This window comes from Williamsia sp. Y721 (genome assembly GCF_059683565.1).
In genome coordinates, this window is the sequence record NZ_JCASNH010000006.1 from 173310 (window position 1) to 197695 (window position 24386).

The following is a 24386-nucleotide window of genomic DNA, read 5'->3' on the forward strand; positions in this document are numbered from 1 at the left end:
CGCATGATCTCCGACATCATCGTCTCCATCCTGGTCCTGAGCGGATCATTGATGGCATTCACGGCCTCCATCGGAATCCTGCGCTTCCCTGACACGCTGACCCGCATGCACGCGGCCACCAAACCTCAGACACTCGGACTGCTCCTGGTCCTGATCGCCGCCATGATCCGCCTCTGGGACACCGTCGATTTCGGCATGCTGGTGCTATCGGCGATGTTTGCCCTGGTCACCGCGCCGGTCATCGCACACCGGGTCGGCAAACTGGCGTACCAGGAGCAACGGATGCGCGACGACCTCATCCGCGAGGACGAGATCGAAACGCATCGCACCGACTGATGGCGTTGCCGAACTGATGGATCCCGAACCGGCCCCCTCCACACCCGCGCCATCAGCCTCGGCACTGCGGCGCGGTGGCGAGCTCGGAAAAGTGGCTGCACACACCGCGATCCGGAGAGTCCGTTCGCGCGCGGCCACCCTGGGCGGTTCCCCCGACGAACGCCGCCGACGCGCAGAGCGTGATGCCCTCGCCGCTGCCGATGAGCTGATCACCGTCCTCGGGTCCATGAAAGGCGCTGCGATGAAGGTCGGACAGTTCCTCTCACTGCTCGACCTGAACATGGTGCCGCACTCGGCACGACCCGCGTTCAACCAGAAACTCGCGATACTCCGCGACAACGCTCCCCGGGTGTCGAACGAAACCATGCTCGCCGTGGTCCGTGCCGAACTCGGTGACCGGATGTCTGCGATCGCAGAGATCGCTCCCGTCCCGATCGCCGCCGCCTCCATCGGACAGGTGTACCGGGCGCGGCTCACCGATGGCCGCGACGTCGCCATCAAGGTGCAGTACCCCGGGATCGACCGGGTGGTGCGGGCCGATCTGAAGAATCTCGCCATTGCGCTGCGCCTGTACAAAGGCCTTTTGCCCACGGCGGATCCGCACTCGTTCGTTCGTGAGATCACCGGCAACATCGTCGCCGAGCTCGACTACGCGGCCGAGGCCGACAACCAGCGCAGGCTTGCGGTGCGCTATCAAGGACACCCGTTCATCCAGATCCCGGATGTGATCGAAAGTCTGTGCAGTTCAAAGGTCCTGACCACGGAGCTTGTCAGTGGCATCACCTTTGACGAGGTGGCGAAACTCGATTCGGAGACCCGCGACCAGGTCGGGGAAGTGATCTACCGGTTCTACTGCGGCAGCATTCACACCGACGCCACGTTCTGCGGCGACCCACACCCGGGCAACATCATGCTCGCCGACGACGGCCGGGTCGCCTTCCTCGACTTCGGATCCAGCAAGACGATGTCCAAACACGCCTTGCAACTGGAGCGAGCAGCTCTGATCGCCGCCCGCGCCGGCGACTCCGCACAGGTCGCCCGGATACTGCGACGCGGCGACATACTGATCGATGAGGACAACATCACCGACGCCGACGTCCTCGCCTACGTCCAGGACTCCACGTGGTGGCATATGGACGACGTGAGCCTGACCATCACACCCGAGATCGCCAACAGCGCCATGGTTGCGGCCGTCCATCCCGCCCATGAGTACGCCGAACCCGCACGTAGACAGCGATTCCCGGAGGAGCATCTGATGGCCCGGCGAGTCGAGTTCTACACCTGCGCCATGCTCGGCCAACTCGGCGCGAGCGCCAACTGGTTCCGGATCGAATCAGAGTGGCTCACCGGCGCCGAGCCGGAAACCGAACTGGGACAAATCGATCAGTGGTGGCGAAAGCGCACCTTCAGCGACTGAGTTCGCCGACCACCGCGTCCACGACCGAAACCATGTCACCGGTCTCCGCGTGGATCTTCCGCTGCCGCTGATAGGAGCCACCCCGGCGCGGTATGTCTGCCACCGAGGCCAATTCGGCAACGCAGTCGAGTTCGACCGCAATCGGGGCCAACCGGGTCAATATGTCGTCGAGGTCGTCGGTGACAAGACGCTCGTTGCACTGTGCGTCGGTGATGATGATGGCGTCGAGTCCGTAACGTGCGGCCCGCCACTTGTTTTCCTGCACCAGCCAGGGGGCCATCACCGGCAGCGTTTCACCGGCGTCGAGCCGATGATCGAGATCGACGACCAGACAGTGGATGAGCGCCACCAGTCCGGCGAGTTCGGCCACGGTGGACACTCCGTCGCAGACCCGGATCTCCACCGTCCCCAACACCGGTGACGGCCGGATGTCCCAGCGGATCTCATTGAGGTGCTCAATGATTCCGGTTGTCATCTGATCGCCGACAAAATGCTCGAACTCGGACCACTTCTGGAATTGGAACGGCAGGCCCGCGGTGGGAAGTTGCTGGAACATCATCGCGCGGTTACTGGCATATCCGGTGTCCTGGCCCGACCACATCGGCGATGACGCCGACAACGCAAGCAGGTGCGGGTACTGGTTCAGCAACGACGACACGATCGGTAAGACCTTGTCGCGGTGGTTGATCCCGACGTGCACGTGCACACCCCAGATGAGCATCTGACGACCCCACCACTGGGTGCGTTCGATCATCTCGGCGTACCGGGGTGAGGGCGTCAGCTGTTGTGTCGACCACTGCGCGAACGGGTGCGTACCGGCGCCGTACAGGTCGACGCCGATATCGTCGGCGATCCGGCGGACCACCGCCATCGACTCGGAGAGGTCGGCTATCGCCTCCCCGGTGTTGTCGCAGATTCCGGTGACGAGTTCAACGGTGTTGCGCAGCAACTCTTTGTGGATACGGTCACCGGAACTCGGGTTGTCGAGTCGGCTCACCTCTTCGAACAGTCGCGCCGCGGAGTTCGACAGATCCCTCGTCTGCTTGTCGACGAGTGCGAACTCCCATTCCACGCCGAGCGTGGGCCTCGGCGAAGCGTTGAAGTCGATCGACCGAGAGTTGTTTATCTCAGGCCTCTTCGATGACGCCGCAGGCGATCCGCTTGCCGGCGTCACCTGTCATCAGCGTTTCCTCGTCAGGCGCCGGTGCGTACTTGGTCGGAATGTTGCCGAAGTTGTCCGGCTTCTCGTGGATCACGATCGCGGTCTGCAGGATCTGCTCGATGTCGAAGGTGTCGGTGACGGTGACGGTTTCGCCGGTGCCCTCGTCGTTGATGTAAATCGATACGAGGTCACCGCTGGCCGGATGCGAGGTGTTGCCATCGACCTGCAGGTGTCCGCCTGCGGAGAGGAAGTCTCCGGCGGCGCCACCGGTCGGAGAGGTCGAGCCGGGCTCGCACTTGCCAACCGCGTGGACGTGCATGCCGTGGAAACCGGGTGCGAGGTTCTCCGCCTTCACGGTGACGACAACCGAACCCTCTTCGTTCGTGTCGAAGCTGGCCGTGCCTGCCGACTGGCCATCGGGTGTGCGCAGTTCCGCGGTGGCCTCGCCACCTTCACTCGGATCACCGATCGCGCCGACGTCGATCGGTGCCGGATCACCCGTCACGACGCTCGGCGTCGTCCCCTTTTCCTTGGTCGGGTTCTCATCCGCGCTGCAACCGGCCACAAAAAGCACAGCCATTGCTGCCGGTACAACCAGCGCGGCGGCCCGCCACACAGTGCTGAGGTTCTTGAGCGAGCGCTGCGCCATGATTGAGCTCCCTTTGGGGTTGGGGTACGAATCCACCGGTTCTACCGTCGGTAGTAGGTCAGAAAAATCATATCCGTGTTGATGCCGAGCTCCGCCTCCGGCTTCGTCTTTCCGTTCCGGTCGGGATCATCACCGGGTCACGACGATGAGTGGCAACCCACCCGGACACTGGCTGAACGCCGACGGCCGCGGATCAACGGAGACGTCGCCCCCTAGATCTTCGGCGAGTTGCTCGGCGGCAGCGCGCTGCCGGGCGGTGTAGAAAATGGTGTTCTCGGTGATGCTCGCCGACTGCAGATTCGTCGGTTCCGCGGTCTCCCAGCCCAGGTCTTCGACCTTTTTGGTGTACGTCTGGCCCAGGCCGCTGACCGTGCCCGCATTGAAGATGCAGACCTCCGGACGGGTGGGGTCAGCCGAGATGGAGGTCGATGGCCGCGGTGTGGTCGTGGCCGTTGGCATGGACTCCGTCGCCGGGGCCTGCGGCGCAGCCGATGAGGGCGCAGCCGAAGTCGACTGCCGACTCTGCGCAGCTTGGAGGCCGGCTTCGGGGTCGGAGTCGCCCGTGGCAGCGGAATGCCAACCGAGTCCGATGAACACCACGGCAACGGACAGCAGCAGCATTGCCCCGGCGCGTAGTGGCAGGTGAGGGTTTTCCCGACGCGTCGGAGATTCCGGCGGGTCGGATTGGTCGGGCTTGGTCATTGGGTCAACCTTACGAAACTTCCCCGGCCGTCCGCACGCGGCGGGTCCGACAAGTCATCGAAACGGCAGAACCAGCCATCAGGAACGGCAAAGCCGAGCCATCAGGTGACGTCGAAACCGAGGCGGCGGGCCGCACGGGCCTTCTGCCGACTGGCCCGCAGACGACGCAGTCGCTTGACCAACATCGGGTCGGCAGCCAGCGCCTCAGGACGGTCGACGAGTGCATTGAGCACCTGGTAATAGCGGGTTGCGGACAAGCCGAACAACTCTTTGATGGCCTCTTCTTTGGCGCCGGCGTACTTCCACCATTGACGTTCGAAAGCCAAAACCTCATGCTCGCGCCGAGTCAGTCCATCGGCTCCAACCTCGCCGGGCCCCAACTCTGCATGGTGCTGGCTGATGTTGTCCGCAAGTCCGGAATTCTTCTGGTCTCGCGCGGTTGCGCCGTCCATCTCGCTCCCTTGAGAATCGGTCCTACTCCACCCCGTCGCCACACATCAACTTGACGATAGTTATGGCGCGAATTACATCAGTGTGGTTCGTGGTACATCTAACCACGCCGCCAGTGGATTTCGCGCGATGGCATGCCGAGTAATCTGACCCTCATGGCAATTCTTCCGATCTGCATCGTCGGTGATCCGGTGCTGCACAAACCCACTGAGATCGTCACCCTCGACGCCGAGGGCAAACCACCCGCTGACGTGGTGGCATTGCTCGACGACATGTACGAAACCATGGACGCGGCCAACGGTGTTGGACTCGCCGCAAATCAGGTCGGCGTGGGTCGGCGTTTCTTCGTCTATGACTGCCCCGAGGGTGATGGCCGGACAGGGCCGCGGCGTCGCGGCGAAGTGATCAACCCCGTCCTCGAGACGTCAGAGATTCCCGAGACCATGCCCGACCCGGACGACAACGACGAGGGCTGCCTGTCGGTCCCGGGATTGCAGTTCCCCACCGGCCGCGCCGACTGGGCAAAGGTGACCGGCGTCGACCGAAATGGCGATTCCGTAGAGATAGAGGGCAAAGGCTTCTTCGCCCGGATGCTTCAGCACGAAGTCGGACACCTCGACGGCTTCCTCTACACCGACGTTCTGGTCGGACGGAACGCCCGGGCCGCCAAAAAGACCATCAAACGCAGTGGATGGGGTGTGCCCGGTCTGTCCTGGCTGCCGGGCTCGGAGTCCGATCCGTTCGGCCACGACGACGAAGATGACGACGACTAGGTGACCCCGGCTGCAGGCGACCGCGTTGTGGTGCGCTTCCGGAAAGGACCCGGCGCGCCCGCCGACTGGCGCGCCGACGAGACCGCGACCCTGAGCGACGTCACCGGCATCCTCGAATCCACGAAACCGGAACTCCGGGTCCGGCGCGGGGTCGAATCGCTGCACATCCCGGCCGAACTGGTCGTCGCGGTGAAAGTGCTCTCCGACAAGCCGGTGCGGAACTCGGAGATCCGGTCCTTGGAGGTCGCGGCCACCCGGGCCTGGCCCGGGCTGGAGTCGGAGATGATCGACGGCTGGTTCGCCCGGGCGGGTGGTGGATTCACCCGGCGGGCCAACTCCGCGGTGCCGCTGGAGATGGGCGCCCGCCTCGACTCGCAGACCCTGCAGCGGTTGGGCCAGTGGTACGCCGCGCGGGATCTGCCGTTGATGCTTTCCGTGGTGTCCCGGCTGATCCCTCGGTCCCACGTCTCCGAAGACGACTACACGAGCCCGGTGGACGTACTGACCGCGCCGATCGGCACAACGGCGACAACTCGGGCCGATCACCTCGTGACGATCACCGATCAACCGACCGACAAGTGGCTGGCGAACCATGCCGCAGGGCGGACGATCTCCGACCTGTCCACGGCACGGGCTGTTGTCTCCGCATCGCAGGACGGACGTCTCGGCTTTGCCGAGGTACGCGATTGTGTCGGCGATGTGGTTGCCATCGGTCGCGGCGCGGTCACCACCGGCCTCAAAGGCGAAGTATGGCTGGGTGTTTCAGCACTCCACAGCGACCCCGAACACCGAGGTCATGGCTACGGACGCTCGATCATGGCCGCGATCGAGACCTGGGGCGCCGCCGGTGGCGCGACCTCCACCTACCTGCAGGTCGAAACCACCAACCAGCTCGCCCGGGAGTGGTACCGCCGCTTGGGCTTTGGTCTGCACCACTCTTACGGCTACGTCGAGTACCGCTAGCGTCGAGCGGGGCCTACTCGGCGCGGCGGCGGCGGACGAACAGGACAACCAGCGCGGTCACGACCAGAGAAATCGCCACCGACACGGCGGTCCGCGTGACGACGCCGCCGAATCCCGCCGCCTCGATCAGGTCGATCGGCTCGGCGGGCTTCCTCGGCGCCACCGGCTTGTCGACCGCAGGCGCGACAACCGAGGTCCGTGTTTCAGCGGTCTCGGCAGCTGGTGTCTCGTCGACTGGCACGGCGGCCTGGTCGCCCTCGATCTCTGCCGCAAGGTTCTCGGAGAATTGTCCGATCAGTTTGCCCGCCACCTCGGCCATCGCACCCCGCCCGAACTGTGCGGGTTTCCCGGTGATGTCGAGTTCGGTCTCGACGAAGACATCGGTTGAGGTGGGACCGGCTTCGACGAGGCGGCAGGTCACCACCGCGCTGGCGGTGCCGTTGCCTCGGGCTTCACGTCCGCTACCTTCGAGGACGGCGATCTTGGCCGCTTCGTCGCGGGAGCGAAACTTGATGGTGCCCGCGTAGCTCAACGCGATCGGACCCAGTTTCACCTTGACCTTGCCCTTGAACTGGTCGCCCTCGTTCGAGGTGAGCGTTGCTCCGGGAACGCATGGGGCAACTCGTTCGATGTCGAGCAACACCTGCCACGCCTCCTCGACCGGAACGGCGATGCTGAACTGGTTCTCGAGCTTCATGCGGGCCTTTCACTTCCGTTGATCGAATCGGCCGCCGCACGAACGGCTTCCACGATTCCCTGGTAACCCGTGCACCGGCAGATGTTACCGGAGAGCGCTTCCCTGATCTCGGTATCGCTCGGATCGGGCGTCTCCCGCAGGAATGCGGTCGCGGACACCACAAAACCCGGTGTGCAGAAACCACATTGGAGACCGTGGTGGTCACGGAACGCGCACTGCACTGTGGAGAGTTCACCGTCAGAGGACGCCATACCCTCGATCGTCGTGATCTCGGCGCCGTCCACCTGGACCGCGAAGAGCAGGCAGGCACGCACCGCCTCCCCGTCGACGAGCACGGTACAGGCGCCACACACGCCGTGTTCACAGCCGAGATGCGTTCCGGTCAAACCACAGTCGACCCGCAGGAAATCGGCCAGCGTGAGCCGGGGTTCAATCGATGCGTGATACAGCGCGCCGTTCACCCAGACCTTGATCTCTACATCAGCCATTCTTCGCCTCCAAAAGCGCGCGATCGAGCGCACGGTTGACTCGTGTTGCCCCGACCCGGGTTCGATACTCGGTGGAACCATGCAGATCCGCCGGAACCGAGGTGAGTCCCGACACTCCGAGTTCCCCGATTTCTTTGGTGTCGATCTCGTCGACGAAAACGCCGATCAGCGCCTGTTCCGCCGCGGTGGCGCGGGTGACCGCGGGACCGAGACCGAACAGACCTATGGCGCATCTGTCGATCCGCGAATTGTCGTCGATCCGTACCGCCACGGTTGCTCCCGCTATCGCGAAATCACCCTGGCGGCGGGCGAACTCATCAACAGCGAACCCGCACCTGCCTTCCCATACCGGGAAAGTGATGCCGGTCAGCAATTCGTCTTCGGCCATGTCGGTGCTCCACATACCGGTGAAGAACTCCGCAGCCGGCACCGTCCTCGCACCACGAGGCGACAGCAATTCGATCTGCGCGTCGAGGGTGATGGCCACCGCCGGATACTCGGCTGCGGCATCGGCGTGAGCGATCGAGCCGCCGATGGTTCCGCGATTCCGAATCTGAAAGTGCCCGATCAGCGGGGTCGCCCGCGCCAGCAACGGCACCGATGCCGCCACGGTCTCCGATCGGCCGATGGCACTCTGCCTGGTGCCGGCACCGATCCAGACGGATTCACCGCGCACCTCGATGCCTTCGAGCCCGGACAACCGGCTGATGTCGATCAGATGCTCGAATGCCGCGAGGCGCAGCGCCAGCATCGGCATCAGGCTCTGGCCGCCCGCAATGAATTTGGCCTCATCGCCGAGTTCGGCGAGCAGGCTGACCGCTTCCTGCGCGGTGGCCGGCCGGTGGTAGTCGAACGCTGCGGGCTTCATCGGATCACCGATCCCGCGCGGGCCGCATCCACCATTGCGACGATCCTCGCCGGGCTCAGTGGTAACTCACTGACCTCGACACCGAACGGTGCCAGTGCATCGGCAACGGCGTTGACCACAGCCGGTGCCGACCCGATCGCCCCACCCTCGCCCACGCCCTTGAACCCGCCCGGACCGGGGCCCATCGTCTCGACGTGCACTATCTCGATGTTGTCGGGAACTTCGGTTGCGGTGGGCATCAGGTAGTCCATGAATGTTGTGGTCACCGGGTTTCCGGAATCGTCGTAGGCCAGGTGCTCGTAGAGTGCGCCGCCGATGCCCTGCACCGTTCCGCCCCGGATCTGCCCCTCCACCACGTTCGGATTGATCATCGGGCCGATGTCCTCACCGACGATGAACCTCAGAAGGGTGACTTCACCGGTCTCGATGTCGACCTCACAGGTGCACACGTGGGTGGCATTGGCCCAGATCATCGGAGCCTGCGCCTTGTACCGGCCACTGGACTCGAGGCCCGGAGATACACCCGGCGGGAGCGAATCGGGTTGGTAGTACGCGATATCGGCGATCTCGGCGAGAGAAACACCCGGTCCGTCCCCACCTCGTACCGAGGCATGACCGCGGATGAAGTCGACGTCGGCGACATCGGCACCCAACTTGTGGGCGGCGATCGCCAGGATCTTCTCCCGTAGACCGGTCGCGGTCACGGCCACCGCACCGGCCGTCATCGAACCCGTACGGCTGCCCTGGGTTCCGGCACCGAATGGGGTCAGGGCGGTGTCGCCCTGGATGGTGTGGACGTCTTCGATCGCCACACCGAGTGCGTCCGCGGTCAACTGCACGACAGTCGTCTCGACGCTGTTGCCCGCCGAACCACCGTTCACGAAAACATCAACGGTCCCAGACGGATTGACCCGGATCGTGGCACCCTCGGTTGCCATGAACGGCGTGGAGGCCGAGGTGGGTTCGATGTAGGTACAGGTACCAACACCCAGATAGCGCCCCTCGGCCCGCGCAGTCTCCTGCTCACGACGGAAGGCCGGGTAGTCGAGCGCCTCGATCGCTTTCTCAAAGGTCTCGAGCGGGGTCGCATCCGAATACGGCATCCCCAACGCGTTGCTCACCGGCATCTCGTCGGCGCGGAGCAGGTTGCGGCGGCGCAACTCGATGGGGTCGATGTCCATCTGACGGGCGGCGGCGTCGAGCAACACTTCCCTGGCCATCGACTCGTACTGCCATGGGCCGCGGTACGCGACGCGCCCAACAGTGTTGGTGTACACCAACTTCAGGCTGAACGTTGCGTCCGGAACCCGGTACGGGCCGGGGAACAACATTCCCACCGCTCCCGCACCGGTCAGCGGCGACGGAATCGGGTAGGCCCCGATGTTCTGTACATGATCGAGTTCGGCGGCGACGATCTTGCCGTCGGAGTCGAAGGCCATCCGGGCATCACCGTGATCCTGGCGCGCCATACCCGCCGACATCAGGTGCTCCTGCCGGTCCTCGATCCACTTGACCGGAACACCGATCTTCTTCGCGGCGATCATCACGCAGATCTCTTCGCGCTGCGGCACGACCTTCTGGCCGAATCCGCCTCCGGTGTCGCGGGACACCACCCGGACCCGATGCTCGGGGACACCGAGTATCCGGGAAGCAAATCCGCGGGCTTCGTGCGGCGATTGGGTGGAGATCCAGATCGTCATCTCGCCACTGGGCGAAGACCATTCGGCGATGATGCCGCGCGTTTCCATCGGCATGGGCGAGTGGGCCTGCTGGTACACGGTTCGGCGGACGACGTGCGCGGCAGCGTCGAAGATCGGATCCATCTCCGATGCCGGACGTCCGGGGAGTTCGATCGCCAGATTCCGCGCGAACGCCTCGTGGACCAATTCGGTGGAATCCTGCGCGGTCCGGTAGTCGACCACCGGTGCCTGTACGTCGTAGTCGACGATCACCATGTCGACGGCGTCTTCGGCGATGTAGCGACTGGTGGCGATCACCATGGCGATCGGGTCGCCGACAAATCGGACCTCACCGTCGGCCAGTGCGGGCCACTGCGACGATCCGCCGACCATCCCGTCGAGGGAGTAGCGGAGTTCGTGGATGCCGGGATTGATATCGGCGGCAAGGTAAATGGCCTTGACCCCATCGATCGCCAGCGCCTCCGAGGTGTCGATACCCAGGATCCGGCCGCGCGCGACGGTGCTGCGCACAAACGCGATGTGCAGCATGCCCGGCCGGGTGATGTCGTCGACGTAGCACCCCGCGCCGGCCACGAGCCGGGCGTCCTCGACCCGTGGCACCCGGGCCCCGACGTACCGGGCGGTTGAAATTTCAGTTGTGCTCACCGGCACCCCTCTGTCCGTTCACATTGCGCATGATCGACATACTTTTGTGCACTCGCTCAGCTTTGTAGGATTGCGGTATGTATAGCAGTTTTCGGAGAAGTCGGTCAAGGTTTTGCTTTCCTTCGCAGTCCCGCAAAACACCAGGTCTTTTGGCGTGACCGAGGGTGTACGACGCCGTAGGGTCGACGCCGCCGGAGAGTCCGAAACCCGCGACGCGCTGGTGCGGGCGACCGCTCAGATCATGCTCGAGGAGGGCTACGCCGCGGCCACCTCACGACGGGTCGCCGCGCGCGCCGGGATCAGGCCGCCCCTGGTGCACTACTACTTCCCGACCATGGACGATCTGTATCTGGCCGTTTTCCGGGACGGCGCCGAGGCCAACCTGGAACGCCTCAAGAGGGCACTGCTCGATGAGCGGCCCATGGACGCCATCCTCCAACTGCACAGCGATCCGAAGGGCACAGCGCTCCAGATGGAGTTCATGGCGCTGTCGAATCACCGAAAGGCGATCCGTTCTGAGATCGCGGCATACGGACTGCGTTTCCGCGAGATCGAGACGGCCGCGTTCGCGATGCTGATGGGCGCGCGTGGCATCGATCCGCGCGACCTCCCCCGGTCGCGGTGTCGGTTGCGCTGACCTGCGTGACCCGCACCCTGGTCATGGAGAACGAACTGGGTATCACCGGTGGGCACGATCAGACGCAGCGAGTGCTGGACGATCTGGTGCGACAGCTCGAACTACGGCCACCCCGGATCGAGCACGGCTCCGAATAGTCGACCTATCTGAAGCGGGCAACATACCGTCGCTGCCAAGGCATTTCGACGGCGCCCTCGCGATAGTTTGCCCGGACGTAGTCGACAGCCTGCGCTGCGGGTACACCGTCGATCACGGCCAGAGCGGCCAGCGCCGTACCGGTCCGTCCGCGACCTCCGAGGCAGGCCACCTCCACCCGTTCGGTTTCGGCGCGCTCCCACACCTCCCGAAGTGCGGCGGCAGCTGCCGCCCGATCGGACGGTAGCCAGAAATCCCGCCACCGCAGCCATCGATGTGGCCACGCCACAGTCGGCGGCTGGTGACCGAGCAGGTACAGCCCGTAGTCGGGTTGCGGACCGGATGGCATCGGGTCGCGTAATCCTCGTCCTCGCACCCGCCTGCCAGAGGGCAGTTCGAGCACCCCGTCAATCGAGTCGCCCCAGGTGAGAGCCATAGCGCAAGGGTAAACCGACGACTCTCCCCGAACTCCGGTATCCGCCCACAGCGAACCCGTGTGACGAATCCCTGTAACGGTGTAATCATGTAATCACCTACCAAGGAGGCATCATGAAAGGCACACATCCAGGATCCAGAGGGCCCGGTGGACGTCGCGGTGGCTGGCAACAGGCGCAACTCCCGGACGCAGGCGATGCCGGTGCATGGTTCACCGGACGACTGCCCGACGACTGGTTCGACGGACCGGTCGAGGTGACCGTCGACCGCGACGAGATCACCGTCATCGGCACCCTGACACCCCCGGACACCGGCACCGACGACAGCGGCACCGAAAACACCGCGACCGCTGCGGCGCAAGGACGCGCATCACGCTTCCGTGAGGACACCCGCGGCGAACGGATGTCCATCGCCGACGAGGCCCAGGCCCGATATGCAAGAAAAGTTTCATGGGGCGTCAAGGTCGGCGACGAGCGGATCTTGTTCACCCACATCGCCGTTCCCGTGATGACGCGCCTGCGTCAGCCGGAACGACAGGTCCTCGACACCCTGGTCGACGCCGGGGTCGCACGATCACGTGCCGACGCACTGGCGTGGTCGGTCAAACTCGTCGGGGCCCACACCGACGAATGGCTGGGCAAACTACGATCCGCGATGGATGAGGTGGACAGCCTTCGCGCCGAAGGCCCAGGCCTGTAGAGCGCCAGTCCCCGGAAATTCGCGCCACGTCCCTGCACACGCGCCGGTTGCAACTGGCGCGAACAGCGGTAGGTGGCGCGAATTTCGCAGGTGAGCCGTACTAGCGGAACCAGCCGGAGTTCTTCGCTCGCCACAGCATCTCCGACCAGTACCCCCAGTCGTGTGTGCCGGTGATCGGGTAATCGGTGGTGATGGGCAGCCGATTGATCGCCGCCTGAACCTCAAATGCGCGGGTTTGCGAAAGGGCCAGCACCTCGAGGGGCGAACCCTTGAGGGAGTTGATGGGATCGGTGTTGTACTGGCCCCACAGTCCGGTGGACGCGGCAACCCGCACGTTGAGCCCGTGCATCTTCGGCACCTGGATGAGCGGGTCGTTGTCTGCCCAGCGCGGGCTCCATGGCGGGCCGAACATGCTGTCCGAGTTGAACGGACCAACGCCGGCTTCGATGCCCGCATCGATGAGCATCAACCGCACCGCACTGCGGGTGCCGGGGATCGACAATGCCAGGACGCCGGACATGGAGAAAGCGTGCGAGAAGTTGTGTCGGTTGTTCGCGGCGATCACCAGCGCGGGGCCGCCGCCCATCGAAATCCCGGCGATGGCGTATCTGCCACTGGGTCCCCGAAGTCCCTGCCCGTCCATTGCCCGGACCAAACTCCAGCTGATCACGCAGTTCCACTGGTACCGGAACTGTTGGTTGTTGAAGTTGCTGGGGGCGTCCCAATCGGCATACCAGCTGGCCAGCCCGCCAACGGGCTGGACCACGTTGACGCCGGAATCGGCCATGTCCTGGACCCGGGTGTTGTGCTCCCACCCGCTGACATCGTTGGTCGCCCGCAATCCGTCGAGGAGTACCACCGTCTTGTAATTTCCCGGCTGCGCCCAGTAGTTCACTTTGATCTGGCCGGGCATGCCGCAGGCATCGATCCACATCGTCTGACGGGAAGGTGCTGCGCTCGCGACGCCGGAACCGATGGTCACACCGCCGATGATCAGCATTACCGCACTGATGAACGCAGCTAACAAACGTGATCTGGTTCGTGCTCCCGAGCGCTTGGCTGCAACAATTTTCATCGACGGTCTCCCTCGGCTTGCAGGCCATGTGATAACCATGTCGTCAAAAGTCCAACAAATGTAACGCGAGGGATCGCTCACTGCAGTCGAAAGACGAAACTGCGGAGAGCAGTGCACCGGGGATCGGGCAGCCTGATCGACGCGAAATCCGCTTCGCAGGTGGCGAAAACCCGACCTCTAAGTTGCGGCGAAAGCGGTCAATGTCGCTTCGACCACCGCCGCAACCTCCGCCACGCCGGGTATGTGCTCGGAGTCGGTTTCGATGCCGATCCACAGCCGGCCCGCGTAGGACGCCGCGGTGAATCCGATGCGCACGTTGCCGGCGAGTGGGCCCAACGGCCACAGCTCGACAAGTGGTGCCCCATCGAGAGCCAGTGGGCGGCTCGGACCCCGCACATTGGACGCAACGGTGGCGATCATGCGCTGGTGCTGAGCCAACACATTGAACCCGCGCGCCAGCAGAGCCGACCGGATGACGGTCCCGGAGGCCCTCGCCAGAGTCTTCGACGCCGCGGTCCGCTGCGCGACCACCGCAAGTGCCGACAACGGATCGACAAGTGGCACATCGACGATCATCACACCGACGGCATTGTGAGCGGCGCCGTGCGCGGCGATTCGCACCGGAACCGAAATCGCGAGGGACCCCGGAATCGGTTCTCCCGCATGCTCGAGCACGGCGGCAAGACCCTGCCCCACCGCGATCAGGTAGGCGTCGTTGACAGTTGCGCCGCTACGTTGGGCCGCCGCCGCGAGCGCCGCGAGATCAACACTGGCTGACGACACTGCCCGGCCTGCACTCACGGGACCGAGCAGTGTCCGAGACCTGATGCGCGACCGCATGATCGAACGCATCCGAAAGGCCATCCTCGACCCGGACGACGTTGCGGAACCCAGCTCGCGCTCAACGACTCTCACCGGCCGGACATCGGGTTCCACCGAATCCTCCCGGAAAAGGCGCTCCATCAATGCACTCGCACGAGCGCCATCGACCAGCGCGTGGTGTAGCCGCACCACCAATCCGCAGCGACCGGATCGCGCGGCCGGGACGAGCGCGATGTGCCAGGGCGGGTGATTCACGCGCAATGGTGTCATCACCAGACGGCCGCATACATCTTCGAAATCCTCACTGGAGCGCGCCTCTTCGACGGTGATATGCACCGCCAGATCGGCCTGCGCATACGTCCACCACCATCGCCCGTCCCGACGATCGGGACGCTGGTGCAGGTCGGCCTCCGCCTCGATCCGAGGGCCGAGCGCGCGGCGGAGACGACCGATATCGGGGCGACCGTTGTGGTCGACGAACCCGCCGCTGCCGAGCACTCCGGCCAGCGTCACAACGTATGGCTGACCACCGGCGCTGATGCCGAGCGTCGCGACATCGACCGCAGCGATCGGGACATCCGGAATTGCCCCGCTCATCGACACCCCCCTGCGTTGAACCTCATCCGAACCTCAGTCAGCGTTCAGCGCGCGGCTGTTGTCCTTGAGTTCAAAGCCGCTGCGTCCCAGTGTGCGGGCACCTTCCACCAGTGCAGCGCACACTCGGGCGGCGTCGGCGTAGCCCAGGCCCCCCGGCGGGTGGATATTGCTGATGCAGTTGCGCATCGAATCGGCCCGCCCCGGGGTCGGTAGATGTGTCAGGTAGATCCCGACGCTGTCGGCGACCGACAGTCCCGGCCGCTCACCGATGATGACGATCAGTGTTCCCACCTTTTGGGCCGCCCCGATGTGATCACCCAACGCCACCCGGGCCTGGGTGGCGATCACCGGAGTGGCGAGCGAATAACGCGGCGCCAAAACCTCTTTCAAAGCCGAGAGCAGGCCCGCACCGTGTTCGGCGAGCGCAATCGGAGACAACCCGTCGGCCAGCACAACGCCGATATCGGCACCGACTTCATCCACCGAATCCAGGTCTGCCGGCGTCCGACCCAGATCCGGCCGTCGCAGGTACTCACCACGATTGGCGGCCCGGCTTGTCACCACCAGCGGATCTCCCAGACCGACCGCCGCGACCTCGGTCACCAGCGCATCGACGTCGAGAGGTTGGTGGACCGCATCCCTGGCCGCCGCGTGAGCAGCGGCGAACTCGAGCACCCGTGTCGTGGGAAGCGAATCCCCGGTGCGCCCCAGCCCGATTCGCGCTGCCGTGCGTAGACGCAGCGCGTCCCACAGTTCACTCATCGGGTCACCGGACCGGCGAGAGAACGCAGCGGCGACGCTTCGGGCGCCAGATCGAGCACCCGGCCGTCGGGACCGAGCATGCCCACCCGGTCGAGCCAGGCGGCGAACTCGGGCGCGGGCGCCAAACCCAGTGTGCGGCGGGCGTACAACGCGTCATGGAACGACAGGCTCTGGTAACCGAGCATCACGTCGTCGGCGCCGGGCACGGTGATGACAAAGGGCACACCGGCAACCCCGAGCAGCGTCAGCAGGTTGTCCATGTCGTCCTGATCGGCCTCGGCATGGTTGGTGTAACAGACATCCACCCCCATCGGCAGACCCAGCAACTTCCCACAGAAGTGGTCTTCGAGACCGGCCCGCAGGATCTGCTTGCCGTCGTACAGGTATTCGGGGCCGATGAACCCGACCACCGTGTTGATCAGCAGCGGATCGAGTTCGCGCGCAACAGCATACGAGCGCGTCTCCAATGTCTGTTGATCAACGGGCTTTCCACCGGTCCCGATGTGAGCGCCAGCCGACAACGCCGACCCCTGCCCGGTCTCCAGGTACATGACATTGTTGCCGACGGTCCCGCGCTGCAACGATTTCCCTGCCTCGTTCCCCTCGCGCAGCACCGCGAGGTCGACACCGAAACCCTTGTTGGCACCTTCGGTTCCGGCTATCGACTGGAACACCAGATCCACCGGCGCTCCGGCCTCGATCAATCCGATCGTGGTGGTGACATGCGAGAGCACACACGATTGCACCGGAATCTCGTACCGCTGCCGGATGTCGTCGAGTAGATGCAGCAACTCTGATGTCGCGTGCGGTGAATCGGTGGCCGGATTGATCCCGATCACCGCATCCCCACAGCCGAGCAATAATCCGTCGAGGGTTGCCGCGGCAATCCCCGTCGGATCGTCGGTGGGATGGTTCGGCTGTAGTCGGGTGGCCAGCGTTCCCGGTAGACCGATGGTGGTCCGGAACGCCGACACCACCGAGATCGCACGCGACACCGCGATCAGATCCTGATTGCGCATCAGCTTGCTCACCGCCGCCACCATTTCCGGTGTCACCCCTCGAGACACCGACGTGAACGTCGCAGCGGCGAGGGCCGCAGGTCCGGCCGCCACGTCCAGCAACCAGTCCCGGAACTCCCCGACCGTGAGCGATCCAACGGCCGAAAATGCCTGCGCATCATGGCTATCCATGATCAGGCGGGTGACCTCATCGGTCTCGTACGGAACCACGTCCTCGGACAAGAACACCGTCAACGGCACATCGGCCAGTGCCCACTGCGCGGCCGCCCGTTCGGTATCCGACTCGGCGGCACACCCGGCCAACTCGTCCCCGCTGCGAGCCGGCGTCGCTTTCGCCAGCAGCTCCACCAACCCGTCGAAGATGTAGGTGGTGCCGGCGAGCGTATGTCGATAGAGCGTCACGCCTTATTCCGTTTCCTCGTCTGCCGCTGCGAGCAACGCGAACTCTTCGTCAGGCGAGTTCGCCACCAGGTGTTTGCGGCTGTACAAACCAAAGTAGGCCATGAAGACAACAAACGCGCCCAGGCACCAGAGCGCGGCCGTGGTGTCGACAAGGAAGGTGGCGATCACCGAGGCGATGGCGATCACCAGGGCGAAACCGGTGGTGTAGACCCCACCCGGGGTCTTGTATGGACGCGGCATGTCGGGCTCGCGGACCCGGAGCACGATGTGACTGATCATCATCAGCACGTAGCTGAGCGCGGCTCCGAAGACGGCCATGTTCAACAGGATTGCGCCCTCACCGGTGAAGGTGAGCGCGAATCCGATGATGCCCGGGATGATCAGCGCCCAGGTCGGCGCCTTCCGGCTGTTGGTGACCGACAGCGCCGTCGGCAGATAACCGGCCCGCGACAGGGCGAACAGCTGCCGCGAGTAGGCATACATGATCGAGAAGAAGCTCGCGACCAGCCCGGCCAGCCCGATGTAGTTGACGACCGTTGCCGCACTGCCGTCGATCGCGTCGACCAGTGGGTTCGCCGATTCCCCGACACCCTGCGCGCCGAGCGCGCCGGTGGCCATGAACAGCACCAGTGCACCGGTCAGGAGCAGGACGCCCATGGCGGCGATGATGCCGCGTGGCACGTTCTTCTCGGGGTTCTCGGCTTCCTCTGCGGCCAGCGGCACGCCTTCGATGGCCAGGAAGAACCAGATCGCAAACGGAATCGCGGACCAGATGCCCAAATAGCCGAAGGGCAGGAAACTGACGAACCGGCTGCATCCGGATCGGCGGCAATGTCCGTGAGCAACCCCGTGTCGAAGCTCCCGATGGCGGCGATGCCGAAGATGACCAGCCCGACCAGTGCGATCGCGGTGATGACAAACATCGCCTTGAGTGCCTCACCCGCACCGACTAGATGGATGCCGATGAAAACCACGTACACAGCGAGGTAGACCCACCAACCGTCAGAGATCCCGAGCAGATCCAACGATTCGACGTACCCACCGATGAACGTGGCGATGGCCGCCGGGGCGATCGCGTACTCGATCAGGATCGCCGTGCCGGTGGCAAAACCACCCCACGGCCCCAACGCTCGCCGGGCAAAGGTGTAACCACCACCGGCGGCAGGCAGCGCCGAGGACATCTCTGCCATCCCGAGCACCATGGCGAAATACATCGCGGCAATGATCACCGACGCGATGAGAAGACCACCGAATCCGCCTTCGAGCAGACCGGCATTCCATCCGGCGTAATCGCCGGAGATCACATAGCTGACACCAAGCCCGGCGAGGAGAACCCACCCGGCTGTGCCCTTACGCAGTTGACGCTTTTGAAGATATTCGGAGGACTCCGAGATCTCGGTTGCATGGCTCATGCCGAACGGTATCGAGCCTTTGCAGCGACGAGGTTAGCGCCAGCTTGCGACCTTGTTTCGTCCGGTGATCACCCGACGGCGGCGATGGCGCGATCCGACCGGAACACGTGGGGGTACGCCTCTTCGCGGCCCTGGAACGACAGGATCGACGGATTCGAGATCACACCTTCGCGGATCTCGATCGCCCGCGAGATGACAGGTGCGCCGTCCCAGGCCGCCGGACCATCCATGATCACACCCAGATGCGGGAGCAACGCGGAACTGATCTCCCAGGTCGCCGAGTCCCACAAGTAGGAAGGGCTGTGGTCGACCGCGTAGTAGAGGACATTGTTGCCGACGGTGAACGACGGCTCGATGAACGTGGTCGGGCGGGCCCAGCTGAAACCCATGCCTTCGTCGCAGGAGACATCGATGATGATGCTGCCCGCCTCGAACGCGTCCAGGTCGGATTCGTCGAGAAAGGTCAGCGGCATGTCGGTGTTCTGCAGGACACAGTTGACGATGATGTCGCTACCTGAGAGGAACTCCGCCACCGACACCATGCCATCCGGCGTCTGCGCCGACATACTGGCCGGATCACCGCCGTCGCCGTACTCGAGCTGCACGATCTGGGTTCCGTGGATCGGTGAACCGACCGCCGCGACGTCACGGTTGGTCAACACGTGCACCTCTCCGATGCCGTGCGCGTTGAGTGCGGTCACCGCACCGCGAGCGGTGGCTCCGAAACCGATGACGGTGGCCTTGAGCCGACGGCCGTAGTCGCCGGTTTTGCCTGCCAGTTCCAGCGCATGCAGCACCGAGCAGTAGCCGGCCAGTTCATTGTTCTTGTGGAACACGTGGAGGGCAAAGCGACCGTCGGCTCCCCAATGGTTCATCGCCTCGAATGCGATGAGCGTCAATCGCCGGTCGATGGCGATCTGGGTCAGGGCGGTGTCCTGCACGCAGTGCGGCCAGCCCCAGATCGTTTGTCCGACGCGCATTTCCAAGAGATCAGCAGCCTGCACCTTGGGCAGCAGGATGACGTCGCAGTCGGCGATCAATTCCGCGCGGGACGCGATACGTCCGACATGCGGCAGCAGATCGGCGTCCGTGACACCGAAATGCTCGCCGTATCCGTGTTCGAGCTGGATGTATGGGCGCAGGTCCTCATCCAGGTCCACAAAATGCCGTGGATGGATGGGGAGCCGACGTTCGTTCTCTTTGCCCGAGTGAGCAAGTATGCCGATTGAAAGAGTCGGCACCTCAGCGCTTCTTGTTGCCGGTGAAGACGGTCTCGCCCGGCGAGGCGTCGGCCTTGCCTTTTTTGATGGCGCGCTTTTCTTTGAGGGACTTGCCGGATTTCTTGGTCAAACCTTGACGAGGCGACTTGTCGGCCATGTGGCGATCCCTTGATTGAGAACCTGATAGGTCCCGATGGGCTGACACTACGCCTACGGACATGGCGACCACCGGGCGCGAGACCTGGGTCCGGCGGGGTGTGGAAAACTCGAGCCATGCGTATCGCGACCTGGAACGTCAACTCCATTCGAGCCCGCAGCGAGCGGGTTGTCAGCTGGCTGGAACGGTCGAACATCGATGTCCTGGCCATGCAGGAGACCAAGTGCAAGGACGAGCAGTTCCCGGCGATGGGTTTCGAGGCCGCCGGGTACGAGGTCGCGACCTTCGGCTTCAGCCAGTGGAACGGTGTGGCGATCGCCTCGCGCGTCGGCCTCGAGGACGTCGCGCGCCAGTTCGACAACCAGCCCGGATTCACCAAGGACCCTGAAGTGGCTCCGGTCCTGGAGGCCAGGGCGCTCGGCGCCACCTGCGGCGGTGTGCGGGTATGGAGCCTGTATGTACCCAACGGTCGCACCCTCACCGATCCGCACTACGCGTACAAGCTCGAATGGCTGGCCGCGCTACGTGACAACGCCGACAAATGGCTGGCCGACGACCCGCAGGCACAGATCGCGCTGACCGGAGACTGGAATGTGGCACCCACCGACGACGACGTGTGGGATCCGGCGCTCTTTGAAGGCAAGACCCACACCTCCGAACCCGAACGCAATGCGTTCGAGGCGATGATCAAGACCGGATACACGGATGTGGTGCGGCCCCATACACCCGGACCCGGCGTCTACACCTATTGGGATTACACCCAACTGCGATTCCCCAAGCGGCAGGGAATGCGCATTGATTTCAGTCTGTGTTCACCGGCGCTGGCAGCCCGGGTCACCCATGCCGAGATCGATCGTGAAGAACGAAAAGGCAAGGGCGCCAGCGATCATGCTCCGGTGATCATCGAACTCGGCGACTGAGCCCTCCTTCTCGGGGCACTCACTTCTCGGGACGTTCGGCCAACTCCTCGGCGATCTTGTGCAGGGACCGTGCCAGGACATCCCGTTCGGTCTCGTCCAGCCCGGCCAGAGCCTTCTCCAGCGCCTGAACCCGTCGAGACCGGTTGCCGTTGCCCAGTTCGATTCCGGTCTCACTCGGCGCCAGCAGGCTCGCCCGACCGTCCGCTGGATCTGCGGTGCGCACCACCAGACCGTCTTTTTCGAGACCGGTGACGATCCGCGACATCGTCGGCACCGTGAGATTCTCGCGTTCGGCCAGCGTCGACAGTCGAATCGGCACCCCGGTGTCGAGCAGTACCCACAGCGCCGACAACGAACTCAACGGCAGTGCACTCTTGTTCGCTCCCGCGCGCAGCGCCCTGGCAATCCTCGCGAGGTCACGCGAAACCGAGGCGGCGGCGTTGTTGGGCGCTGTCATAAACAGGTAGTTTACGTGCGAAGAATTCAGACCTACCGGGCTATTCGACAAGTGCACCAAATAGGGCGCAATGCTCGTGGCTCGGTACGCGATCAAATTCCTCGAAATCGACCACCCGCGGGGATCCTGCCCACCAAAACTCCGAACGGTGACGTAAGCTACGCCGAGAACAACTTCACAAGCACGGGGGCTCTTCGATCCGAGGGCTGAGAGGACGGCAGGCGGCCGTCGACCGTATGAACCTGACCGGATAATGCCGGCGTAGGGAGAAATACCATGGCGACAGCCGTCCATTCCGTCACGACCGGACCCATTCGTGGCAGCTCGAAGACCTATCAACAGATCGACCATCTGCGCGTTCCGGGTCGGCGCGTGCACCTGTCCAACGGTGAGCATCACGACCTGTACGACACCTCCGGCCCCTACACCGAGACCGACCCACAATTCGACCTCGAAATCGGCCTCCCCAAGACCCGCGACAGCTGGCAACGCCCCGCACCCGTCAACGGCGCGAGCACCCAACTCGCTTGGGCCAGAGCAGGTTTGATCACCGATGAGGTGCGGTATGTGGCGGCACGGGAACAACTCCCCGCCGAACTCGTCCGCGCCGAGGTGGCCGCCGGTCGTGCCGTCATCCCGGCCAATCACCGGCATCCGGAATCGGAGCCGATGATCATCGGTAAAGCGTTCACCGTGAAGGTCAACGCCAATATCGGGAACTCCGCGGTCACGTCGTCCATCGCCGAGGAGGTCGAGAAGATGGTGTGGGCAACCCGCTGGGGAGCCGACACCATCATGGACCTGTCCACCGGCAAGGACATTCACGCCACCCGCGAATGGATCATGCGCAATTCACCGGTGCCGGTGGGTACCGTACCCATCTACCAGGCCCTGGAGAAGGTGAACGGTGATCCCACGAAACTGACCTGGGAGATGTACCGCGACACCGTGATCGAGCAGGCCGAGCAGGGTGTGGACTACATGACGGTGCACGCGGGCGTCCTGCTGCGGTATGTACCCCTGGCCGCGAACCGGGTCACCGGCATCGTCTCGCGCGGTGGCTCGATCATGGCCGCGTGGTGCCTGGCCCACCACGAGGAATCGTTCCTCTACACACACTTCGACGAACTCTGCCGCATCTTTGCGCAATACGACATCACCTTCTCACTCGGCGACGGCCTTCGTCCGGGCTCGATCGCCGACGCGAACGATGCCGCACAGTTCGCCGAGTTGCGCACCCTCGGCGAGCTGACCAAGATCGCCAAATCCTTTGGTGTGCAGGTGATGATCGAAGGTCCGGGCCACGTCCCGATGCACAAGATCGTGGAGAACGTCCGGCTCGAAGAGGAGCTCTGCGAAGAAGCCCCCTTCTACACCCTGGGCCCCCTTGCCACCGACATCGCACCGGCATACGACCACATCACCTCTGCCATCGGCGCCGCGATGATCGCCCAGGCCGGCACCGCGATGCTCTGTTATGTGACACCCAAAGAGCATCTGGGCCTACCCAACCGGGATGACGTGAAGGTCGGGGTGATCACCTACAAGATCGCCGCGCATGCTGCCGACCTCGCCAAAGAACATCCCCGGGCGCAGGAACGGGACAACGCACTGTCGAAGGCGCGCTTCGAGTTTCGCTGGAACGACCAGTTCAACCTCTCGCTCGATCCCGACACAGCCGTGGAGTATCACGATGAGACGATGCCTGCCGAGCCCGCCAAGACCGCTCATTTCTGCTCGATGTGCGGCCCCAAGTTCTGTTCGATGCGCATTTCCGCCGATGTCCGTGAATACGCGCAGAAACACAACCTGGTGACCCAGGACGACATCGACCGCAAGTTGGCGGCCGACATGGCGGCCAAGTCCCAGGAGTTCCGCGACAAGGGAAGCGCCGTGTATCTGCCGCTGACCGAGGTGGATTCGGTTGCGACGCCATGATTGAGACACCACTGCTCCCCCTCGCCGGACCGGGCCAGAGCCCGGTCCGCGTCATGACCATCGCCGGGACGGATTCCGGTGGCGGCGCGGGCATCAACGCCGACCTGCGCACCATGGCGTTGCTGGGCGTACACGCCGCCACCGCGGTGGCGGCGGTCACCGTTCAGAACAGTCTGGGGGTCAGCGGATTTCATCCGATACCCCCCGAGGTGGTGGCCGCCCAGATCCACTCGGTTGTCACCGACATCGGGATCAGCGCCGCGAAGACCGGCATGCTCGCCTCCGGCGACATCATCAATGCGATCGTCGACGTCGCAGGCGACCTCGACATCGGACGCGGCCGGTCCATCCCACTCGTTGTCGACCCGGTGTGTGCGTCCATGCACGGCGATCAACTGCTGGCCGATGAGGCGATGGATTCGTTACGCAGCAAGCTCATTCCGATTGCCACCGTGATCACGCCGAACCTCGACGAGGTCAAGTTGATCACCGGGATCGAGGTGACAGATCGGGCCAGTCAGGAAGCTGCCGCCCGGGAATTGCACGCACTCGGCGCGCAGTGGGCGCTGGTCAAGGGTGGCCACCTGCGGTCTGATCCGAACAGTCCGGACCTGCTGTTCGACGGATCTGACTTCATCGAACTGACCGCCAAACGCATCGACACCACCCACGACCACGGAGCCGGTGACACGCTGGCCGCGGCCATCACATGTGCACTGGCCCACGGCTATTCGGTGCCCGATGCCATCCGTTTCGCCAAGGCCTGGGTGACCCGTTCACTGTCCGCGGCCTACCCGCTGGGGGCAGGCCACGGACCGGTGAATCCTCTGTGGCGCCTCGAGAAGTGAG

26 protein-coding genes and 1 pseudogene are annotated in these 24386 nt (G+C 64.2%); 10 read left to right on the forward strand and 17 right to left on the reverse strand.

What is annotated here, in order from left to right; translation table 11 throughout:
* Positions 1–3 precede the first annotated feature (3 nt).
* Together mnhG and AC56PL_RS27055 are read left to right on the forward strand one after the other, a co-directional pair.
* Complete coding sequence (gene mnhG / locus AC56PL_RS27050) at positions 4–336, forward strand: monovalent cation/H(+) antiporter subunit G (RefSeq protein ID WP_495517025.1); 333 nt, start codon at positions 4–6, stop codon at positions 334–336.
* A 16-nt stretch (positions 337–352) separates the two neighbouring features.
* A complete protein-coding gene (locus AC56PL_RS27055) occupies positions 353–1753 on the forward strand; it encodes an ABC1 kinase family protein (RefSeq protein ID WP_497155749.1) in 1401 nt (466 codons plus the stop codon).
* Here AC56PL_RS27055 and AC56PL_RS27060 read toward each other — a convergent pair.
* The 4 genes from AC56PL_RS27060 to napA all read right to left on the reverse strand — a co-directional run bounded on the left by AC56PL_RS27060 (position 1743) and on the right by napA (position 4718).
* The gene (locus AC56PL_RS27060) at positions 1743–2879 is read right to left on the reverse strand and encodes a glutamate--cysteine ligase (protein ID WP_495517656.1); all 1137 of its coding nucleotides are present in this window, start codon (positions 2877–2879) and stop codon (positions 1743–1745) included. The genes AC56PL_RS27055 and AC56PL_RS27060 overlap by 11 nt on opposite strands.
* Before the next feature lies 1 nt (position 2880).
* Entirely contained in the window at positions 2881–3564 is a 684-nt protein-coding gene (gene sodC, locus AC56PL_RS27065; protein WP_497155750.1) for a superoxide dismutase[Cu-Zn], read from the reverse strand.
* A gap of 129 nt (positions 3565–3693) precedes the next feature.
* Positions 3694–4266 (reverse strand): LytR C-terminal domain-containing protein, encoded by a 573-nt coding sequence (locus AC56PL_RS27070; protein ID WP_495517022.1) that lies wholly within the window; start codon positions 4264–4266, stop codon positions 3694–3696.
* Between the two features lie 101 nt (positions 4267–4367).
* The gene (napA, locus tag AC56PL_RS27075; RefSeq protein WP_495517021.1) at positions 4368–4718 is read right to left on the reverse strand and encodes a nucleoid-associated protein NapA; all 351 of its coding nucleotides are present in this window, start codon (positions 4716–4718) and stop codon (positions 4368–4370) included.
* Between the two features lie 153 nt (positions 4719–4871).
* Between napA and AC56PL_RS27080 the strand changes: the two genes are divergently transcribed.
* Both AC56PL_RS27080 and AC56PL_RS27085 read left to right on the forward strand, forming a co-directional pair.
* Complete coding sequence (locus tag AC56PL_RS27080) at positions 4872–5489, forward strand: peptide deformylase (RefSeq protein ID WP_495517020.1); 618 nt, start codon at positions 4872–4874, stop codon at positions 5487–5489.
* A complete protein-coding gene (locus tag AC56PL_RS27085) occupies positions 5490–6452 on the forward strand; it encodes an N-acetylglutamate synthase, CG3035 family (protein WP_497155751.1) in 963 nt (320 codons plus the stop codon).
* A gap of 13 nt (positions 6453–6465) precedes the next feature.
* Here the strand turns inward: AC56PL_RS27085 and AC56PL_RS27090 are convergent, their stop codons facing one another.
* The 4 genes from AC56PL_RS27090 to AC56PL_RS27105 are packed head-to-tail and all read right to left on the reverse strand — an operon-like array spanning position 6466 to position 10856.
* Positions 6466–7149 (reverse strand): SRPBCC family protein, encoded by a 684-nt coding sequence (locus AC56PL_RS27090; protein ID WP_497155752.1) that lies wholly within the window; start codon positions 7147–7149, stop codon positions 6466–6468.
* The gene (locus tag AC56PL_RS27095) at positions 7146–7637 is read right to left on the reverse strand and encodes a 2Fe-2S iron-sulfur cluster-binding protein (RefSeq protein WP_495517017.1); all 492 of its coding nucleotides are present in this window, start codon (positions 7635–7637) and stop codon (positions 7146–7148) included. Before AC56PL_RS27095 ends, AC56PL_RS27090 begins: the two co-directional genes overlap by 4 nt.
* Positions 7630–8505 carry an FAD binding domain-containing protein gene (locus tag AC56PL_RS27100; RefSeq protein WP_497155753.1) on the reverse strand — a complete coding sequence of 292 codons (876 nt, stop codon included), beginning with the start codon at positions 8503–8505 and terminating at the stop codon, positions 7630–7632. The genes AC56PL_RS27095 and AC56PL_RS27100 overlap by 8 nt, the downstream gene beginning before the upstream one ends.
* Entirely contained in the window at positions 8502–10856 is a 2355-nt protein-coding gene (locus AC56PL_RS27105) for a xanthine dehydrogenase family protein molybdopterin-binding subunit (protein WP_497155754.1), read from the reverse strand. The genes AC56PL_RS27100 and AC56PL_RS27105 overlap by 4 nt, the downstream gene beginning before the upstream one ends.
* A gap of 148 nt (positions 10857–11004) precedes the next feature.
* On the opposite strand from AC56PL_RS27105, the gene AC56PL_RS27110 reads away from it, so the two are divergent.
* Positions 11005–11487, forward strand: coding sequence for a TetR/AcrR family transcriptional regulator (locus tag AC56PL_RS27110; protein WP_497155755.1), 483 nt, complete (start codon positions 11005–11007; stop codon positions 11485–11487).
* Between the two features lie 5 nt (positions 11488–11492).
* Entirely contained in the window at positions 11493–11624 is a 132-nt protein-coding gene (locus AC56PL_RS27115; RefSeq protein WP_497155756.1) for a hypothetical protein, read from the forward strand.
* Positions 11625–11629: 5 nt separating this feature from the next.
* On the opposite strand, the gene AC56PL_RS27120 is transcribed toward AC56PL_RS27115, so the two are convergent.
* Positions 11630–12058: a protein-tyrosine phosphatase family protein gene (locus AC56PL_RS27120; protein ID WP_497155757.1), complete on the reverse strand. Its 429-nt coding sequence runs from the start codon at positions 12056–12058 to the stop codon at positions 11630–11632.
* Positions 12059–12171: 113 nt separating this feature from the next.
* Here AC56PL_RS27120 and abmR point away from each other — a divergent pair, with 113 nt between their 5' ends.
* Complete coding sequence (abmR, locus tag AC56PL_RS27125) at positions 12172–12756, forward strand: ATP-binding transcription factor AbmR (RefSeq protein WP_495517012.1); 585 nt, start codon at positions 12172–12174, stop codon at positions 12754–12756.
* 100 nt (positions 12757–12856) lie between these two features.
* Here abmR and AC56PL_RS27130 read toward each other — a convergent pair whose 3' ends face one another.
* The 7 genes and pseudogenes from AC56PL_RS27130 to AC56PL_RS27160 all read right to left on the reverse strand — a co-directional run bounded on the left by AC56PL_RS27130 (position 12857) and on the right by AC56PL_RS27160 (position 20222).
* On the reverse strand, positions 12857–13831 hold the full coding sequence (locus AC56PL_RS27130; RefSeq protein WP_497155758.1) for an alpha/beta hydrolase: 975 nt from the start codon (positions 13829–13831) through the stop codon (positions 12857–12859).
* Positions 13832–14008: 177 nt separating this feature from the next.
* The gene (locus AC56PL_RS27135) at positions 14009–15250 is read right to left on the reverse strand and encodes a wax ester/triacylglycerol synthase domain-containing protein (protein ID WP_497155759.1); all 1242 of its coding nucleotides are present in this window, start codon (positions 15248–15250) and stop codon (positions 14009–14011) included.
* Positions 15251–15283: 33 nt separating this feature from the next.
* Positions 15284–16012: an ethanolamine ammonia-lyase subunit EutC gene (eutC, locus tag AC56PL_RS27140; RefSeq protein ID WP_497155760.1), complete on the reverse strand. Its 729-nt coding sequence runs from the start codon at positions 16010–16012 to the stop codon at positions 15284–15286.
* Complete coding sequence (locus AC56PL_RS27145; protein WP_497155761.1) at positions 16009–17433, reverse strand: ethanolamine ammonia-lyase subunit EutB; 1425 nt, start codon at positions 17431–17433, stop codon at positions 16009–16011. The genes eutC and AC56PL_RS27145 overlap by 4 nt, the downstream gene beginning before the upstream one ends.
* A gap of 3 nt (positions 17434–17436) precedes the next feature.
* Positions 17437–18845: pseudogene (gene eat, locus AC56PL_RS27150) on the reverse strand (ethanolamine permease).
* 68 nt (positions 18846–18913) lie between these two features.
* Positions 18914–20086: a N(5)-(carboxyethyl)ornithine synthase gene (locus AC56PL_RS27155; protein WP_495517006.1), complete on the reverse strand. Its 1173-nt coding sequence runs from the start codon at positions 20084–20086 to the stop codon at positions 18914–18916.
* Between the two features lies 1 nt (position 20087).
* On the reverse strand, positions 20088–20222 hold the full coding sequence (locus AC56PL_RS27160; protein WP_495517005.1) for a hypothetical protein: 135 nt from the start codon (positions 20220–20222) through the stop codon (positions 20088–20090).
* A 116-nt stretch (positions 20223–20338) separates the two neighbouring features.
* Here AC56PL_RS27160 and AC56PL_RS27165 point away from each other — a divergent pair, with 116 nt between their 5' ends.
* Entirely contained in the window at positions 20339–21142 is an 804-nt protein-coding gene (locus tag AC56PL_RS27165; protein WP_497155762.1) for an exodeoxyribonuclease III, read from the forward strand.
* A gap of 19 nt (positions 21143–21161) precedes the next feature.
* Here AC56PL_RS27165 and AC56PL_RS27170 read toward each other — a convergent pair whose 3' ends face one another.
* Positions 21162–21599 (reverse strand): MarR family transcriptional regulator, encoded by a 438-nt coding sequence (locus AC56PL_RS27170; RefSeq protein WP_495517003.1) that lies wholly within the window; start codon positions 21597–21599, stop codon positions 21162–21164.
* A gap of 276 nt (positions 21600–21875) precedes the next feature.
* Between AC56PL_RS27170 and thiC the strand changes: the two genes are divergently transcribed.
* Positions 21876–23537, forward strand: coding sequence for a phosphomethylpyrimidine synthase ThiC (gene thiC / locus AC56PL_RS27175; protein ID WP_495517002.1), 1662 nt, complete (start codon positions 21876–21878; stop codon positions 23535–23537).
* The gene (gene thiD, locus AC56PL_RS27180) at positions 23534–24385 is read left to right on the forward strand and encodes a bifunctional hydroxymethylpyrimidine kinase/phosphomethylpyrimidine kinase (protein WP_497155763.1); all 852 of its coding nucleotides are present in this window, start codon (positions 23534–23536) and stop codon (positions 24383–24385) included. The genes thiC and thiD overlap by 4 nt, the downstream gene beginning before the upstream one ends.
* The last annotated feature ends 1 nt before the right edge of the window (position 24386 follow it).

Excerpts from the sequence above, each read along its gene's own strand:
- mnhG (WP_495517025.1), top strand. The coding sequence starts at position 4 with ATGATCTCCGACATCATCGTCTCCATCCTGGTCCTGAGCGGATCATTG.
- AC56PL_RS27095 (WP_495517017.1), bottom strand. The coding sequence starts at position 7,637 with ATGGCTGATGTAGAGATCAAGGTCTGGGTGAACGGCGCGCTGTATCAC.
- thiD (WP_497155763.1), top strand. The coding sequence starts at position 23,534 with ATGATTGAGACACCACTGCTCCCCCTCGCCGGACCGGGCCAGAGCCCG.
- eutC (WP_497155760.1), bottom strand. The coding sequence starts at position 16,012 with ATGAGTGAACTGTGGGACGCGCTGCGTCTACGCACGGCAGCGCGAATC.
- AC56PL_RS27100 (WP_497155753.1), bottom strand. The coding sequence starts at position 8,505 with ATGAAGCCCGCAGCGTTCGACTACCACCGGCCGGCCACCGCGCAGGAA.
- sodC (WP_497155750.1), bottom strand. The coding sequence starts at position 3,564 with ATGGCGCAGCGCTCGCTCAAGAACCTCAGCACTGTGTGGCGGGCCGCC.
- AC56PL_RS27160 (WP_495517005.1), bottom strand. The coding sequence starts at position 20,222 with ATGGCCGACAAGTCGCCTCGTCAAGGTTTGACCAAGAAATCCGGCAAG.
- AC56PL_RS27120 (WP_497155757.1), bottom strand. The coding sequence starts at position 12,058 with ATGGCTCTCACCTGGGGCGACTCGATTGACGGGGTGCTCGAACTGCCC.
- AC56PL_RS27090 (WP_497155752.1), bottom strand. The coding sequence starts at position 7,149 with ATGAAGCTCGAGAACCAGTTCAGCATCGCCGTTCCGGTCGAGGAGGCG.
- AC56PL_RS27070 (WP_495517022.1), bottom strand. The coding sequence starts at position 4,266 with ATGACCAAGCCCGACCAATCCGACCCGCCGGAATCTCCGACGCGTCGG.
- abmR (WP_495517012.1), top strand. The coding sequence starts at position 12,172 with ATGAAAGGCACACATCCAGGATCCAGAGGGCCCGGTGGACGTCGCGGT.
- AC56PL_RS27170 (WP_495517003.1), bottom strand. The coding sequence starts at position 21,599 with ATGACAGCGCCCAACAACGCCGCCGCCTCGGTTTCGCGTGACCTCGCG.
- AC56PL_RS27130 (WP_497155758.1), bottom strand. The coding sequence starts at position 13,831 with ATGAAAATTGTTGCAGCCAAGCGCTCGGGAGCACGAACCAGATCACGT.
- napA (WP_495517021.1), bottom strand. The coding sequence starts at position 4,718 with ATGGACGGCGCAACCGCGCGAGACCAGAAGAATTCCGGACTTGCGGAC.
- AC56PL_RS27080 (WP_495517020.1), top strand. The coding sequence starts at position 4,872 with ATGGCAATTCTTCCGATCTGCATCGTCGGTGATCCGGTGCTGCACAAA.
- thiC (WP_495517002.1), top strand. The coding sequence starts at position 21,876 with ATGGCGACAGCCGTCCATTCCGTCACGACCGGACCCATTCGTGGCAGC.
- AC56PL_RS27055 (WP_497155749.1), top strand. The coding sequence starts at position 353 with ATGGATCCCGAACCGGCCCCCTCCACACCCGCGCCATCAGCCTCGGCA.
- AC56PL_RS27165 (WP_497155762.1), top strand. The coding sequence starts at position 20,339 with ATGCGTATCGCGACCTGGAACGTCAACTCCATTCGAGCCCGCAGCGAG.
- AC56PL_RS27135 (WP_497155759.1), bottom strand. The coding sequence starts at position 15,250 with ATGAGCGGGGCAATTCCGGATGTCCCGATCGCTGCGGTCGATGTCGCG.